Source organism: Lelliottia sp. 489 (genome assembly GCF_050435885.1).
Classification (GTDB): Bacteria; Pseudomonadota; Gammaproteobacteria; order Enterobacterales; family Enterobacteriaceae; genus Enterobacter; species Enterobacter nimipressuralis.
This window is the reverse complement of sequence record NZ_JBNDLC010000001.1, coordinates 31,537-46,869: the sequence shown is the minus strand read 5'-3', so window position 1 is coordinate 46,869 and position 15,333 is coordinate 31,537. Positions and strand designations below refer to the sequence as shown.

Annotated in this window: 15 protein-coding genes; 11 read left to right on the top strand and 4 right to left on the bottom strand. The window is 58.7% G+C overall.

Annotated elements, in window-relative coordinates:
- Window positions 1–33: 33 nt before the first annotated feature.
- Complete coding sequence (putP, locus tag ABIE11_RS00250; RefSeq protein WP_100780647.1) at window positions 34–1,542, bottom strand: sodium/proline symporter PutP; 1,509 nt, start codon at window positions 1,540–1,542, stop codon at window positions 34–36.
- A 424-nt stretch (window positions 1,543–1,966) separates the two neighbouring features.
- On the opposite strand from putP, the gene putA reads away from it, so the two are divergent.
- Together putA and ABIE11_RS00240 are read left to right on the top strand one after the other, a co-directional pair.
- The gene (gene putA, locus ABIE11_RS00245) at window positions 1,967–5,929 is read left to right on the top strand and encodes a trifunctional transcriptional regulator/proline dehydrogenase/L-glutamate gamma-semialdehyde dehydrogenase (RefSeq protein WP_429183498.1); all 3,963 of its coding nucleotides are present in this window, start codon (window positions 1,967–1,969) and stop codon (window positions 5,927–5,929) included.
- 70 nt (window positions 5,930–5,999) lie between these two features.
- The gene (locus ABIE11_RS00240) at window positions 6,000–6,395 is read left to right on the top strand and encodes a lysozyme inhibitor LprI family protein (protein ID WP_409255672.1); all 396 of its coding nucleotides are present in this window, start codon (window positions 6,000–6,002) and stop codon (window positions 6,393–6,395) included.
- Here the strand turns inward: ABIE11_RS00240 and rutR are convergent.
- Complete coding sequence (rutR, locus tag ABIE11_RS00235) at window positions 6,392–7,030, bottom strand: HTH-type transcriptional regulator RutR (protein WP_100780650.1); 639 nt, start codon at window positions 7,028–7,030, stop codon at window positions 6,392–6,394. The two genes, ABIE11_RS00240 and rutR, sit on opposite strands and share 4 nt — an antisense overlap.
- A 289-nt stretch (window positions 7,031–7,319) precedes the next feature.
- Here rutR and rutA point away from each other — a divergent pair, with 289 nt between their 5' ends.
- The 7 genes from rutA to rutG are packed head-to-tail and all read left to right on the top strand — an operon-like array spanning window position 7,320 to window position 12,763.
- On the top strand, window positions 7,320–8,411 hold the full coding sequence (gene rutA, locus ABIE11_RS00230; protein WP_429183496.1) for a pyrimidine utilization protein A: 1,092 nt from the start codon (window positions 7,320–7,322) through the stop codon (window positions 8,409–8,411).
- Window positions 8,411–9,103 (top strand): pyrimidine utilization protein B, encoded by a 693-nt coding sequence (gene rutB / locus ABIE11_RS00225; protein WP_102105571.1) that lies wholly within the window; start codon window positions 8,411–8,413, stop codon window positions 9,101–9,103. Before rutA ends, rutB begins: the two co-directional genes overlap by 1 nt.
- A gap of 11 nt (window positions 9,104–9,114) precedes the next feature.
- The gene (rutC, locus tag ABIE11_RS00220; protein WP_100780653.1) at window positions 9,115–9,501 is read left to right on the top strand and encodes a pyrimidine utilization protein C; all 387 of its coding nucleotides are present in this window, start codon (window positions 9,115–9,117) and stop codon (window positions 9,499–9,501) included.
- A gap of 7 nt (window positions 9,502–9,508) precedes the next feature.
- Window positions 9,509–10,309: a pyrimidine utilization protein D gene (gene rutD, locus ABIE11_RS00215; protein WP_429183495.1), complete on the top strand. Its 801-nt coding sequence runs from the start codon at window positions 9,509–9,511 to the stop codon at window positions 10,307–10,309.
- A gap of 9 nt (window positions 10,310–10,318) precedes the next feature.
- Window positions 10,319–10,909, top strand: a complete 591-nt coding sequence (locus ABIE11_RS00210; protein WP_194513303.1) for a malonic semialdehyde reductase — start codon at window positions 10,319–10,321, stop codon at window positions 10,907–10,909.
- A gap of 9 nt (window positions 10,910–10,918) precedes the next feature.
- Window positions 10,919–11,413 (top strand): NADH-dependent FMN reductase RutF, encoded by a 495-nt coding sequence (rutF, locus tag ABIE11_RS00205; protein ID WP_102105574.1) that lies wholly within the window; start codon window positions 10,919–10,921, stop codon window positions 11,411–11,413.
- Between the two features lie 21 nt (window positions 11,414–11,434).
- Entirely contained in the window at window positions 11,435–12,763 is a 1,329-nt protein-coding gene (rutG, locus tag ABIE11_RS00200; RefSeq protein ID WP_429183493.1) for a pyrimidine utilization transport protein G, read from the top strand.
- Window positions 12,764–12,856: 93 nt separating this feature from the next.
- On the opposite strand, the gene ABIE11_RS00195 is transcribed toward rutG, so the two are convergent.
- Together ABIE11_RS00195 and ABIE11_RS00190 are read right to left on the bottom strand one after the other, a co-directional pair.
- Window positions 12,857–13,762 (bottom strand): DMT family transporter, encoded by a 906-nt coding sequence (locus ABIE11_RS00195; RefSeq protein WP_429183491.1) that lies wholly within the window; start codon window positions 13,760–13,762, stop codon window positions 12,857–12,859.
- A 138-nt stretch (window positions 13,763–13,900) separates the two neighbouring features.
- Window positions 13,901–14,077 carry a general stress protein gene (locus ABIE11_RS00190; protein WP_100780659.1) on the bottom strand — a complete coding sequence of 59 codons (177 nt, stop codon included), beginning with the start codon at window positions 14,075–14,077 and terminating at the stop codon, window positions 13,901–13,903.
- Window positions 14,078–14,468: 391 nt separating this feature from the next.
- Here ABIE11_RS00190 and wrbA point away from each other — a divergent pair, with 391 nt between their 5' ends.
- Both wrbA and ABIE11_RS00180 read left to right on the top strand, forming a co-directional pair.
- Complete coding sequence (gene wrbA / locus ABIE11_RS00185; protein ID WP_100780660.1) at window positions 14,469–15,065, top strand: NAD(P)H:quinone oxidoreductase; 597 nt, start codon at window positions 14,469–14,471, stop codon at window positions 15,063–15,065.
- A gap of 19 nt (window positions 15,066–15,084) precedes the next feature.
- Window positions 15,085–15,312, top strand: a complete 228-nt coding sequence (locus tag ABIE11_RS00180; protein ID WP_100780661.1) for a YccJ family protein — start codon at window positions 15,085–15,087, stop codon at window positions 15,310–15,312.
- Window positions 15,313–15,333: the final 21 nt, after the last annotated feature.

Genomic DNA, 15,333 nt, shown 5'->3' with positions numbered 1-15,333 from the left:
ACGCCTTACCCGGCTTTGAACACCTGTTAACGCTTATTCAGGCTGTAACTTTACCGGCGGTGCCGTGTGGTAATGCGCATCCGCTTCGGCAAAACGTTCCTGCATAGCCGCCGACGGCGCTTTACCCAGCAGGCTGAACACCACAATCCCGATGCTGCCGAAGATAAAGCCTGGAATGATTTCATACAGGCCCAGCCACGCGAACTGTTTCCAGACGATAACCGTCACCGCACCGATGATCATCCCCGCCAGCGCGCCGTTGCGGGTCATGCGTGACCAGAGTACAGAGAACAGCACCACCGGACCAAAGGCCGCACCGAAGCCCGCCCAGGCGTAGCTCACCAGGCCCAGCACGCGGTTTTCCGGGTTTGCAGCCAGCGCGATAGAGACCAGCGCCACCGCCAGCACCATAAAGCGTCCGACCCACACCAGCTCTTTCTGGCTCGCGCCTTTACGCAGGAAGGCCTTGTACAGATCTTCTGTGATAGCGCTTGAGCAGACCAGCAGCTGACAGCTCAGGGTCGACATCACCGCCGCCAGAATCGCCGACAGTAAAATCCCGGCAATCCACGGGTTAAACAGAATCTGCGCCAGCTCGATAAACACGCGCTCGGCGTTCTGGTTCACCGCCCCCGCCTGCGCCGGGTTGTTATTGAAGTACGCAATGCCGAAGAAGCCGACCGCGACCGCACCCGCCAGGCACAGGATCATCCACGTCATACTGATACGACGCGCATGCACGATGCTGTGGTGAGAATCCGCCGCCATGAAACGCGCCAGAATGTGCGGCTGGCCGAAGTAGCCCAGGCCCCAGCCCATCAGTGAGATGATGGCCACGAAGTTCAGCCCTTTGAGCATATCGATGTTTTCAATGCTCTTTTGCTTGATCACTTCCAGCGAATCGCCAAACCCGCCGACGGTGATAATCACAATCACCGGGGTGAGAATCAGGGCGAAAATCATCAGACTCGCCTGCACGGTATCCGTCCAGCTGACGGCCAGGAAGCCACCGACGAAGGTGTAAAGGATGGTGGCTGCAGCACCGGCCCAGAGTGCGGTTTCATAGCTCATGCCGAAGGTGCTTTCAAACAGACGAGCCCCGGCGACAATCCCGGACGCACAGTAGATGGTGAAGAACAGCAGGATCACCAGCGCGGAGATGATACGCAGCACGCGGCTTTTATCTTCGAAACGGCTGGTGAAATAGTCCGGTAGCGTCAGCGCGTTGTTGTTCACTTCGGTGTGAACACGCAAACGACCGGCCACCAGTTTCCAGTTAATCCATGCCCCGATACACAGGCCGATAGCAATCCAGCTTTCGGAAATCCCGGAGATGAAAATCGCGCCCGGTAACCCCATCAGCAGCCAGCCGCTCATGTCGGATGCGCCCGCTGACAGCGCGGTCACGAAGGGCCCTAAACTACGCCCACCTAAAATATAGTCGTCAAAGTTTTTGGTCGAACGCCATGCAATAAACCCTATCAGGATCATGCCAAAAATATAAACGAGAAATGTCACCAGCATCGGTGTGCTAATAGCCATTTAAAATCTCCAAAAATATCGAGCGACAGCCGTCCGGGCTGCCTTATTATTCGATTATCGGAACGTGATAATCATGAGTGTATTTCGGTTGGGCGCGCGTATCCTGCCGTAAGCGCTCCACATGCACAAATGATTTAACACTGCATTTACATCAAATTCATCCCTGGATTTATAGGTCTTTCGTATAGGTTGCACTCGCTCACGCTTTTACGGGTTGCACCTTTTAAAAGTGTTAAGTGCCGCATAAAAACTGGCCTCACACGCAGAATCTCATCGTATTTACCAGCTTACTTATCGTTAACAATCCATTCATTTTTCAGCTTGCAGTCCAGGTCACATTTAACACGGTTGCACAAAGTTGCAACATGGTGGATATTTCACGCTAACGAACGAACATCACTAAAGATCAACAGGAGTTACTGGCATGGGCATGACCACCATGGGGGTTAAGCTGGATGACGCGACCCGCGAACGGATTAAGAGCGCTGCAACCCGCATTGACCGCACGCCGCACTGGCTGATTAAACAGGCCATTTTTAATTATCTGGAACGTCTGGAAAACGAAGACGACTTACCGGAACTGCCTGCCCTGCTGGCGGGTGCCGCCAACGAAAGCGAAGACGCCGCCGCCATCGCCGAAGAGAACCACCAGCCGTTCCTCGACTTTGCCGAGCAGATCCTGCCGCAGTCCGTGAGCCGCGCCGCGATCACCGCCGCGTATCGTCGCGCCGAAACCGACGCCGTGCCGATGCTGCTGGAGCAGGCCCGTCTGCCGGAGCCGATTGCATCCCAGGCGCACAGCCTGGCATATCAGCTCGCCGACAAACTGCGTAATCAGAAATCCGCCAGTGGTCGCGCCGGTATGGTGCAGGGGCTACTGCAGGAGTTCTCCCTCTCCTCGCTGGAAGGCGTGGCGCTGATGTGCCTCGCGGAAGCGCTGCTGCGTATTCCGGACAAAGCCACGCGCGATGCATTAATCCGCGACAAAATCAGCAACGGTAACTGGCACTCGCACATTGGCCGCAGCCCGTCGCTGTTCGTCAATGCTGCCACCTGGGGCCTGCTGTTTACCGGCAAACTGGTCTCCACCCATAACGAAGCCAACCTTTCCCGCTCCCTGAACCGCATTATCGGTAAGAGCGGCGAACCGCTGATCCGCAAAGGGGTGGATATGGCGATGCGTCTGATGGGCGAGCAATTCGTCACCGGTGAAACCATCTCCGAAGCGCTGGCCAACGCCCGCAAGCTGGAAGAGAAAGGCTTCCGCTACTCTTACGACATGCTCGGTGAAGCGGCCCTGACCGCCGCCGATGCCCAGGCTTATATGGTTTCGTACCAGCAGGCGATCCACGCGATTGGTAAAGCCTCGAACGGGCGCGGCATTTACGAAGGGCCGGGGATTTCCATCAAGCTCTCCGCCCTGCACCCACGCTACAGCCGCGCTCAGTACGATCGCGTAATGGATGAACTCTACCCGCGCCTGAAATCCCTGACCCTGCTGGCGCGCCAGTACGATATCGGGATTAACATCGATGCCGAAGAGGCCGACCGCCTGGAGATCTCCCTCGATCTGCTGGAAAAACTGTGCTTCGAGCCAGAGCTGGCGGGCTGGAACGGTATCGGCTTCGTCATTCAGGCCTATCAGAAACGCTGTCCGTTTGTGATTGATTATCTGATCGACCTCGCCTCCCGCAGCCGCCGTCGCCTGATGATCCGTCTGGTGAAAGGCGCCTACTGGGACAGCGAAATCAAGCGTGCGCAGATGGACGGGCTGGAAGGCTATCCGGTCTACACCCGTAAGGTCTATACCGACGTTTCTTACCTCGCCTGTGCGAAAAAACTGCTTAACGTGCCGAACCTGATTTACCCGCAGTTCGCCACCCACAACGCCCATACGCTGGCGGCGATCTACAGCCTGGCCGGGCAAAACTACTATCCGGGCCAGTACGAGTTCCAGTGCCTGCACGGCATGGGTGAACCGCTGTACGAACAGGTCACTGGTAAAGTGGCAGAAGGCAAACTGAACCGACCGTGCCGTATCTATGCTCCGGTTGGCACACACGAAACGCTGCTTGCCTATCTGGTGCGTCGTCTGCTGGAAAACGGCGCGAACACCTCCTTCGTCAACCGTATTGCCGATACCACGCTGCCGCTCGATGAACTGGTTGCCGATCCGGTGCAGGCCGTGGAAAAAATGGCAGCCCAGGAGGGCCAGCTCGGCCTGCCGCATCCGAAAATTGCCCTGCCGCGTGAGCTGTACGGCAGCGATCGCACCAACTCAGCGGGCCTGGACCTGGCGAACGAACACCGTCTGGCGTCCCTCTCCTCCGCCCTGCTCAACAGCGCCCTGCAGAAATGGCAGGCGAAGCCGATTCTCGAACAGCCCGTGGACGCAGGCGACATGCAGCCGGTAATCAACCCGGCCGAGCCGAAAGATATCGTCGGTTTTGCCCGCGAAGCCACCGCCCAGGAAGTCGAGCTGGCGCTGGAAAACGCCGTCAACAATGCGCCAATCTGGTTCGCAACGCCGCCGCAGGAGCGTGCCGCGATCCTCGAACGCGCCGCCGTGCTGATGGAAGGCCAAATGCAACAGCTGATTGGCATCCTGGTGCGCGAAGCCGGGAAAACCTTCAGCAACGCCATCGCCGAAGTGCGCGAAGCGGTCGACTTCCTGCACTACTACGCCGGTCAGGTACGCAACGACTTCGATAATGAAACTCACCGCCCTCTGGGTCCGGTGGTCTGTATCAGCCCGTGGAACTTCCCGCTGGCGATCTTTACCGGCCAGATTGCTGCCGCGCTTGCCGCCGGTAACAGCGTGCTGGCGAAACCCGCTGAACAGACGCCACTGATTGCCGCTCAGGGTATTCAGATCTTGCTTGAAGCCGGTGTTCCGGCAGGCGTGGTACAGCTTCTGCCGGGGCGCGGTGAAACCGTCGGCGCTCAGCTGACCTCTGACAACCGCGTGCGCGGTGTGATGTTTACCGGTTCCACGGAAGTGGCAACGCTGCTGCAACGTAACATCGCCACCCGTCTCGATCCGCAGGGGCGTCCGACGCCGCTGATCGCCGAAACGGGCGGGATGAACGCGATGATCGTCGACTCCTCCGCCCTGACCGAACAGGTGGTGGTGGACGTCCTGGCCTCAGCCTTCGACAGTGCCGGACAACGTTGCTCCGCCCTGCGCGTGCTGTGCCTGCAGGATGATATCGCCGACCACACGCTGAAAATGCTGCGCGGTGCGATGGCAGAATGCCGGATGGGTAACCCAGGCCGACTGACCACTGACATTGGCCCGGTGATTGATGCCGAAGCCAAAGCCAATATCGAACAGCACATTCAGGCGATGCGTGCCAAAGGCCGTCCGGTCTTCCAGGCGGTTCGCGAGAACAGCGAAGACGCCCGCGAATGGAACACCGGCACCTTTATTGCGCCGACGCTGATTGAGCTTTCCAGCTTTGACGAGCTGAAAAAAGAGGTCTTCGGCCCGGTGCTGCACGTGGTGCGCTACAGCCGCAACAACCTCGAGGCGCTGGTCGATCAGATTAACGCCTCCGGCTACGGCCTGACCCTCGGCGTGCATACCCGTATCGACGAAACCATCGCTCAGGTGACGGGCAGCGCGAAAGTCGGCAACCTCTACGTCAACCGCAACATGGTGGGCGCGGTAGTCGGCGTGCAGCCGTTCGGCGGCGAAGGCTTGTCCGGCACCGGTCCGAAAGCCGGTGGCCCGCTCTATCTCTATCGTCTGCTGGCGAACCGTCCCGAGAACGCCCTCGGCGTGACCCTGGCACGTCAGGATGCGGAACGTCCGGTGGATGCGCAGCTGAAAACGCTGCTGACTCAGCCGCTGGAGGCGCTGACCAAATGGGCGGAAAAACGCCCGGAACTGCACGCCCTGTGCCAACAGTATGGCGAACAGGCTCAGGCCGGTACTCAGCGTCTGCTGCCCGGCCCAACCGGTGAGCGCAACACCTGGACGCTGATGCCGCGCGAGCGCGTGCTGTGCATCGCCGACAACGACCAGGACGCGCTGGTCCAGCTGGCTGCCGCTGCGGCAACGGGCTGTGAAGTGCTGTGGCCAGAAGACGGCCTGCACCGCGATCTCGCCAAACAGCTGCCGAAAGAGGTGTCTGCGCGCATCACCTTCGCGAAACCGGACGTGATCACCACGCAGGCCTTCGACGCCGTGATTTACCACGGCGATTCCGATCAGCTGCGTGAGCTGTGCGAGCAAGTAGCGGCGCGCGATGGCGCGATTGTGTCGGTGCAGGGCTTCGCGCGCGGTGAAACCAATTTGCTGCTGGAGCGTCTGTACGTTGAGCACTCTCTTAGCGTCAACACGGCGGCCGCAGGCGGTAACGCCAGCCTGATGACAATCGGCTAATCGTATAGCTACAATGAACCCGTAGGCCGGATAAGCGTAGCGCGTCCGGCTTTTTTATACGGAGGGTAAAATGAAACGAGTATTGATTGCCGGCGCGGTATTGCTCTTCAGCGCTAACGCGCTGGCGGATGAGTGTGCCAGTGCGACCACCCAGACCGATCTGAACACCTGCACCGCCCAGCAATATCAGGCGGCAGATAAAAAACTGAATCAGACGTACCAGGACGTGATGAAGCGTGCTGCCGCGCCCCAGCGTGATTTACTGAAAAAGGCTCAGCAGGCGTGGATTGGACTGCGTGATGCCGACTGCGCCTTTGCCGGTTCCGGCACCGAAGGCGGCAGCATCCAGCCAATGATCATTAATCAGTGCATGACGGAAAAAACCGTCGAGCGCGAGGCGTTTCTGGCCTCGCTGATGCAATGCGAAGAAGGCGATTTAAGCTGCCCGCTGCCGCCAGGCAATTAACGCAGACGGATCCCTTCAATAATCAGACGCTGCACGTTATCCACCGCACTCTGGAAAAACGCTTCATCCTGGAGCGTTTTTCCGGTCACGGCTTCAACCTGGCTGGCAAAGTCAGCGTAGTGTTGGGTCGAGGCCCAAATCATGAAAATCAGGTGCTGCGGATCGATTGGCGCCAGCTTTCCGCTCGCCACCCAGCCCGCAATGATGGCCGATTTGTCGTCGATCAGCTGCTTTAAATCCCCCGTCAGTTCCGCCTGCAACAGCGGCGCACCCTGCAGCATCTCCATGCAGAACAGCTTCGACGCCTGCGGATGGTCGCGGGAGACCTCCAGCTTGAGGCGAATGTACTCTTTGATCGCCACCAGCGGCGTCAGTTCTTCGCGAAACGCTTTCAGCGGCGCCAGCCAGATATCGAGAATTTGCTGCAGAACGGCGACATAGAGCGCTTCTTTCGACGGGTAGTAGTAGAGCAGATTGGTTTTCGACACGCCGGACAGCTCCGCCACCTGCTCCAGACGCGTGCCATGAATGCCGAACCGGGAAAAGGTCTCCAGTGCGGCTTTCAGAATGGCCTGCTTCTTGGCGCTCACCGCCCGCGAACGTTTACCTGCTGTTTGCACTGCGCCTTGTGTCATGCCTGCTCTCCTTGTTGATGTGCGTTCAGCATAGCAAAACCCCTCGCTTCTCACGACATTCTGCACCTCAATCGCGCATAACTGCCTGATTTGTGTGCATCGCTTTTGACCAGTTAGTCCACTTTTACCGGCATCTTTTTAACAACCATCAGTTAACACACTAATAACAAAGCCATTTTCAAAACTGGCATTCCCTTTGCAAAACCTCCATCACGAGGCTGAACAGGAAATGCAGGATGCAGCGCCACGTCTGACTTTCACCCCACACTGAGTTGAAGAGAGGTTCGTGATGAAAATTGGCGTATTCGTCCCTATCGGCAATAACGGCTGGCTAATCTCCTCCCACGCGCCGCAGTACATGCCGACCTTCGAGCTGAACAAAGCCATTGTGCAAAAGGCGGAGCATTACCATTTCGATTTTGCGCTCTCGATGATCAAGCTGCGCGGTTTCGGCGGTAAAACCGAATTCTGGGATCACAATCTGGAGTCCTTCACCCTAATGGCAGGCCTGGCGGCGGTGACGTCACGCATTCAGATTTACGCAACGGCCGCCACTCTCACCCTGCCCCCGGCGATTGTGGCGCGAATGGCGTCGACCATTGACTCTATCTCCGGCGGTCGTTTCGGCGTGAATCTGGTGACCGGCTGGCAAAAACCGGAATACGAGCAGATGGGGCTGTGGCCGGGCGATGAGTATTTCTCGCGTCGCTATGACTATCTTACCGAGTACGTGCAGGTCCTGCGCGATCTGTGGGGCACCGGCAAGAGCGATTTCAAGGGCGATTACTTCACCATGAACGACTGCCGCGTCAGCCCGCAGCCCTCCACGCCGATGAAAGTGATCTGCGCCGGACAAAGCGACGCAGGCATGGCCTTCTCGGCGCAGCACGCAGATTTCAATTTCTGCTTCGGCAAAGGCGTCAACACCCCGGCCGCCTTCGCGCCGACTGCAGCGCGGATGAAAGAAGCGGCGGAAGTGACCGGGCGCGAGGTCGGTTCTTATGTGCTGTTTATGGTGATCGCCGACGAAACCGACGAGGCCGCGCGGGCGAAATGGGAGCATTACAAAGCCGGTGCCGATGAAGAAGCCCTGAGCTGGTTGACGGAACAGAGCCAAAAAGACACGCGTTCCGGATCGGACACCAACGTGCGCCAGATGGCGGACCCGACCTCCGCGGTCAACATCAATATGGGCACGCTGGTCGGCTCTTACGCCAATGTGGCGCGAATGCTTGATGAAGTTGCCAGCGTGCCCGGTGCCGAAGGCGTGTTGCTGACCTTTGACGATTTCCTTACCGGCGTGGAAACCTTTGGCGAGCGCATTCAGTCGCTAATGCAGTGCCGCGCACATATTCCCGCCGTCACCAGGGAGGTCGCGTAATGACGACGTTACACGCACGCCCGGAAGCCATCACCTTTGCGCCTGAGCAGAGCGCGCTGATCGTGGTGGATATGCAAAACGCCTACGCAAGCCAGGGCGGTTATCTGGATCTGGCCGGATTTGATGTCTCGGCCACCCGTCCGGTAATCGACAATATTAACACCGCCGTTGCCGCCGCCCGCGCGGCGGGCATGCTCATTATCTGGTTCCAGAACGGCTGGGACGATCAGTACGTGGAAGCCGGTGGTCCCGGCTCGCCTAACTTCCACAAATCCAACGCGCTGAAAACCATGCGCAAGCAGCCGGAGCTACAGGGAAAACTGCTGGCAAAAGGTGGCTGGGATTACCAGCTGGTGGATGAACTGGTGCCGCAGCCCGGCGATATCGTGCTGCCCAAACCGCGTTACAGCGGCTTTTTCAATACCCCGCTCGACAGCCTGCTGCGCAGTCGAGGCATTCGCCATCTGGTCTTCACCGGGATCGCCACCAACGTCTGCGTGGAATCGACCCTGCGCGACGGCTTTTTCCTTGAGTATTTCGGCGTGGTGCTGGCAGACGCAACGCACCAGGCCGGGCCGGAGTTCGCGCAGCAGGCCGCCCTGTTCAATATCGAAACCTTTTTTGGCTGGGTCAGCACCGTCGCCGAGTTTTGCGATGCCGTCTCCCCGCCATCGTTAGCCCGTATCGCCTGAGGAGCCACACTATGCCGAAATCCGTGATCATTCCCGCAGGCACCAGCACGCCGATTGCGCCCTTTGTACCCGGCACGCTCGCCGACGGCGTGGTGTATGTCTCCGGCACGCTGCCGTTTGATAAGCACAACAACGTGGTCTATCCCGACGACCCAAAGGCGCAAACCCGCCACGTTCTCGAGACCATCAGGAGCGTTATCGAAACGGCGGGTGGAACGATGGAGGACGTGACCTTCAACAGCATTTTTATCACCGACTGGAAAAATTACGCCGCGATTAACGAAATCTACGCCGAGTTTTTCCCCGGCGACAAACCGGCACGGTTCTGTATCCAGTGCGGACTGGTAAAACCCGAGGCGCTGGTCGAAATCGCCACCGTTGCGCATATCGGAAAATGAGGTTGCCATGAAAATATCCGTTTCACCGCCCCCGTACGCCGGTGCGCCGGTGGTGGTTCTCATTGCCGGGCTGGGTGGCGCGGGAGGCTACTGGCTGCCGCAGCTGGCGGTGCTTGAGCAAGAGTATCAGGTGGTGTGCTACGACCAGCGTGGGACCGGGAATAATCCCGAGGCGTTGCCCGAGGGCTATTCTCTCGCGCAGATGGCGCAGGAGCTGTATCTGGCGCTGACAGAGGCAGGCATTCCGCGCTTTTGCGTGGTAGGCCACGCGCTGGGGGCGCTGGTCGGCCTGCAGTTAGCTCTCGATCACCCTGAGGCGCTCACCGCGCTGGTGTCCGTCAACGGCTGGCTAACGTTAAACGCCCATACCCGCCGCTGCTTTCAGATCCGCGAGCGTCTGCTGCATGCGGGCGGCGCGCAGGCCTGGGTGGAGGCGCAGCCCCTGTTTCTCTACCCCGCAGACTGGATGGCGGCCCGTGGCCCGCGCATGGAGGCCGAAGAGGCCCTGGCGCTCGCCCACTTCCAGGGGAAAGCGAATCTGCTGCGTCGGCTTCAGGCCCTGAAACAGGCGGATTTTAGCCGGGATGCGGCTCGGATTCGTTGCCCGGTGCAGGTGATTTGCTCCGCAGACGATCTGCTGGTGCCCGCCGTCTGTTCGTCTGCGCTGCACGCCGCGCTGCCCCTCAGCGAAAAAGTGGTGATGCGCCAGGGCGGACACGCCTGCAACGTCACCGATCCCGATACGTTTAATACGCTATTGCTGAACGGGCTTGCCAGCCTGCTGCATACGCGTGAAAAAGTGCTATAAGGAGCCGCCATGAGCGAAGCCATCAACCCGAGCGCGCTGAAAACGCTCTTTACCGACGCCCGAACGCACAACGGCTGGCAGGATATTCCGGTCAGCGATGAGACGCTGCGTGAGATTTACGACCTGATGAAATGGGGACCGACCTCCGCCAACTGCTCCCCCGCGCGGATCGTGTTTGTTCGCACGCCCGAAGGCAAAGAAAAACTGGCGCCGGCCCTCTCCAGCGGCAATCTGGCAAAAACCCTCGCCGCCCCCGTCACGGCGATTGTGGCCTGGGACAGCGAATTTTATGAGCGTTTACCTGAACTGTTCCCCCACGGCGATGCCCGCAGCTGGTTTACCACCAGTCCGGAACTCGCTCAGGAGACGGCGTTTCGCAACAGCTCGCTGCAGGCGGCCTATCTGATTTTCGCCTGCCGCGCTCTGGGGCTGGATACCGGACCGATGTCCGGCTTTGATCCGCAAAAAGTGGATGCAGCCTTTTTCACCGGCACCAGCCTGAAAAGCAATCTGCTGATCAATATCGGGTATGGCGATGCGAGCAAAGTCTATGCCCGGCTGCCGCGTCTGACCTTTGAAGATGCCTGCGGGCTGGCGTAAGGAGCAAACATGAGCGTACCGGATCAACAAACCTTTCGCGACGCGATGGCCTGCGTCGGCGCGGCGGTGAATATCATCACCACCGATGGCCCTGCCGGACAGGCGGGATTTACCGCCAGCGCCGTGTGCAGCGTGACCGACTCACCGCCCACGCTGCTGGTGTGCCTGAATCGCGGCGCGTCCGTCTGGCCGACGTTTAGCGAAAACCGCACCTTGTGCGTCAATACCCTCTGCGCCGGACAAGAGCCGCTGTCTAACCTGTTCGGCGGGAAAACTCCGATGGCGGAACGCTTCGCGGCGGCAAACTGGCAGATCGGTGAAACGGGCTGCCCACGGCTGGAGGAGGCCCTGGCGTCGTTTGACTGCCGCATCAGCCAGGTGGTCAGCGTTGGTACCCACGACATTCTGTTTTGCGACATTGTCTCCATTACCCGCCACCCCGCGCCGCAGGGACTGGTGTGGTTTGATCGCGGCTATCACGCACTCCTGCGACCCGCCTGTTAACCCTCCTTAAGGAGACAGCTCATGGCCTTGTTCAGTTTTCCCCACTGGCAGTTAACCTCGACCTCCACTGAACGCGGCGTGGTCGCGCCGGATGAGAGGCTTCCCGTCATACCCACCGTGGTGATGGGGGTTCAGCATGCGGTCGCCATGTTTGGCGCGACGGTGCTGATGCCCATTCTGATGGGGCTTGATCCGAATCTGTCGATCCTGATGTCGGGGATTGGCACGCTGCTGTTCTTTTTCATCACTGGCGGGCGCGTGCCGAGCTACCTTGGCTCAAGTGCCGCTTTTGTCGGCGTGGTGATCGCCGCCACGGGCTATAACGGCCAGGGCATCAACCCCAATCTCAGCATCGCCCTCGGCGGCATTATCGCCTGCGGGTTTATCTACACCCTGATTGGGCTGGTGGTGATGAAGGTCGGCACCCGCTGGATCGAACGCCTGATGCCGCCGGTCGTGACCGGGGCGGTGGTGATGGCGATTGGCCTGAATCTCGCGCCTATCGCGGTGAAAAGCGTCTCCGGCTCGTCTTTTGATAGCTGGATGGCGGCGGTGACGGTGCTGTGCATTGGTCTGGTCGCGGTATTTACCCGAGGAATGATTCAGCGGCTGTTGATCCTGGTGGGACTGATTGCGGCCTGCCTGGTGTATGCCCTGATGACCAGCGTGCTGGGGCTGGGTAAACCGGTTGATTTTACGCTGGTGCAAAACGCCGCCTGGTTTGGTCTGCCGCACCTTACCTCCCCCACCTTTAGCGGGCAGGCGATGATGCTTATCGCACCGGTCGCAGTGATTCTGGTAGCGGAAAACTTAGGCCATCTGAAAGCGGTTGCGGGAATGACCGGGCGCAACATGGACCCGTACATGGGGCGCGCGTTCGTGGGTGACGGGCTGGCCACGATGCTCTCTGGCGCCGTGGGCGGCAGCGGCGTGACGACATATGCGGAGAATATCGGCGTGATGGCGGTGACCAAGGTTTACTCCACGCTGGTGTTTGTCGCCGCGGCGGTGATTGCCCTGCTGCTGGGCTTTTCTCCGAAATTCGGGGCGCTGATCCACACCATTCCGGCGCCGGTGATTGGCGGAGCGTCGATTGTGGTGTTTGGTCTGATTGCCGTGGCAGGCGCTCGCATCTGGGTGCAGAACCGCGTGGATCTCAACCAGAACGGCAACCTGATTATGGTCGCCGTAACGCTGGTGCTCGGCGCAGGGGATTTCGCGCTGACGCTCGGCGGCTTTACTCTGGGCGGGATTGGGACGGCGACCTTTGGCGCAATTTTACTGAATGCGCTGTTGAGCCGGCGCACGGCTGAGGTTACCCAGGCTGAAGTAGTGCGTCAGGATTCCTGACAGAAGGTTTGTGCCGGGTAATGGCGCGTCGCCTTACCCGGCACAGGATAGCGCTGGCAGAGTGAATGGCCGCGCTTCAGGTGCAATACCGCGTTATTCGAGGGTCAGATCGGCCTCTTCACGACGTCTCTTTTTTAGCTTTAACTCACTGACCAGCACACCCAGCACGATAAACGCCGCACCTAACAGCGCCAGCAGTGGCAGGCGTTCGCCCGCCAGACGGCCAAAAATCCCGGCCCAGACCGGTTCACCGGTGTAGATGACGGTGGCGCGCGTGGGCGAAACGCTGCGCTGCGCCCAGTTCATTGTCACCTGAATAATGGCGCTGAAAATCCCCAGGCCGAGCGCCACAACCACCAGCCCGGTGGACATTGGCGGCACCGATTCGCCCGCAGGCACCATCGCGATAAAGGCCACTATTGAGGCTGTTGCCAGCTGCACGACGGTCACCCGTTTAACGTCGACCTTTCCGGCCCAGGCGCTGATCAGAATAATTTCTGCCGCGATCGCCACCGCGCCAATCAGCGTAATGATTTCGCCCGGCCCCATCGCCAGCAGGTTGTCACCCGGTCCTGCTAGCAGGATCAGGCCAATAAACGCCAGCACAATACCCATGCAGGACATCAGCCCCGGCATTCTGCCCAGACACAGCCACTGCAGCAGCGGCACCAGCGGAACATACATCGCGGTAATAAACGCCGATTTGCTGCTGGGGATCGTCTGTAAACCCCAGGTTTGCAGGCTGTAGCCCATCGCGATAGCAACGCCAATCGCCACTCCAGCCTGTAGCTCTTTCAGGGTCAGACCGCGCAGGGTTTTCAGTGAAATCAGCGCCACCGCAATCGCCGCCGTGGCAAAACGCAGCCCGACGAAGAAAAAGGGATCGCTGAGCGTCACCGCGTATTGCACCGCGAGGAACGTACCGCCCCAGAACATGGTGATCAGAATCAGGATCGCTTCCTGGGGTTTGATGGAAAAGGCGTAACGAGAGGAGGACATGAGCTACCTGCAACAAGAGTCAATCCGCTAGTGTGCGATGGCTTTGGTTACAGTTCAATGTCATGAAACGAAAAAACCGCCGGGAAACCCGGCGGCAGGGGGATATTTCAGGTTGGGTGACACTGAAATGGGGAGACGTTAACTCTTATTACTGCTCCCATGACTGTTTTTGCCCCCTTTTTTGCCAGCTTCAGATGCACGCTGCGGGTCATTCTTGAAGTTGCCCCCGCTCTGCTGGCCACCTTTACGACCTGCTTCTGATGCTCTGTCACGGTCTTCAGCGAAATTACCTGACCCACCACGATGGTTTGCCATCTCGAACCTCCAGAATATGAAACATTAGACATCATACTGCATTCAGTAAAAGAGGATTCTTTCACCTGACGACACAAGGTCAGTACCTTTGTCTGCGTCGCGTGAAACTAAGCTTAGTGGAATGAGCCGATCCAGCCAGTAAACGGTAATATTCTGCAACATGAAATCAGCCATTCGTGTGAGATCGCGAAAGCGAGACCAATAAGCTCCTCTTATCATTCAGAAAACGCGATTTCTTAAAAATGTTTCATTTTACTACAAGGAATCGTCTTAGATATCTTGTTATAAATCAAAGAAATGGCTTTCAGGTTTGCAGTCTGGCCGTGGCGTCTTATCTTTAAAAGAACGCAGCGATTCGCTGCCAGAAACCACAATCGAGGAGTGATGCAAGATGGCAAAAGTTCTGGTGCTCTATTATTCCATGTATGGACACATTGAAACCATGGCTCATGCGGTGGCGGAAGGCGCAAGTAAAGTGGATGGTGTTGAGGTCGTGGTGAAACGCGTACCGGAAACCATGAACGCCGAGGCGTTTCTAAAAGCGGGCGGTAAAACACAGAATGCGCCGCAGGCAACCCCGCAAGAGCTGGCCGACTATGACGCCATCATCTTTGGTACCCCAACGCGCTTTGGCAACATGTCCGGGCAGATGCGTACCTTCCTGGATCAGACCGGCGGGCTGTGGGCGTCAGGCGCACTGTACGGCAAACTGGCCAGCGTCTTTAGCTCCACCGGGACCGGCGGCGGCCAGGAGCAGACGATCACCTCCACCTGGACTACCCTTGCCCATCACGGGATGGTGATTGTGCCGATTGGCTACGGTGCGCAAGAATTGTTTGATGTTTCACAGGTGCGCGGCGGGACACCGTACGGGGCGACCACCATTGCTGGCGGCGACGGTTCACGTCAGCCAAGCCAGGAAGAGCTGGCCATCGCCCGTTATCAGGGTGAGCACGTCGCGGGCCTCGCAAAAAAACTGAACGGTTAACCTCAACAGGAGGACAAGCATGCCAACTCAACAATCCAAAGCTCATCACGTCGGTGAGTGGGCAAGTTTACGCAATACCTCTCCAGAAATTGCCGAGGCGATCTTTGAAGTCGCGGAATATGACGAGAAGCTGGCGGAGAAAATCTGGGAGGACGGGAGCGATGAAGTGCTGGTCCGTGCCTTCGACAAAACAGACAAAGACTCGCTCTTCTGGGGCGAGCAAACCATCGAACGTAAAAACGTCTGACCGTTGCCCCCCGCCGAAGCG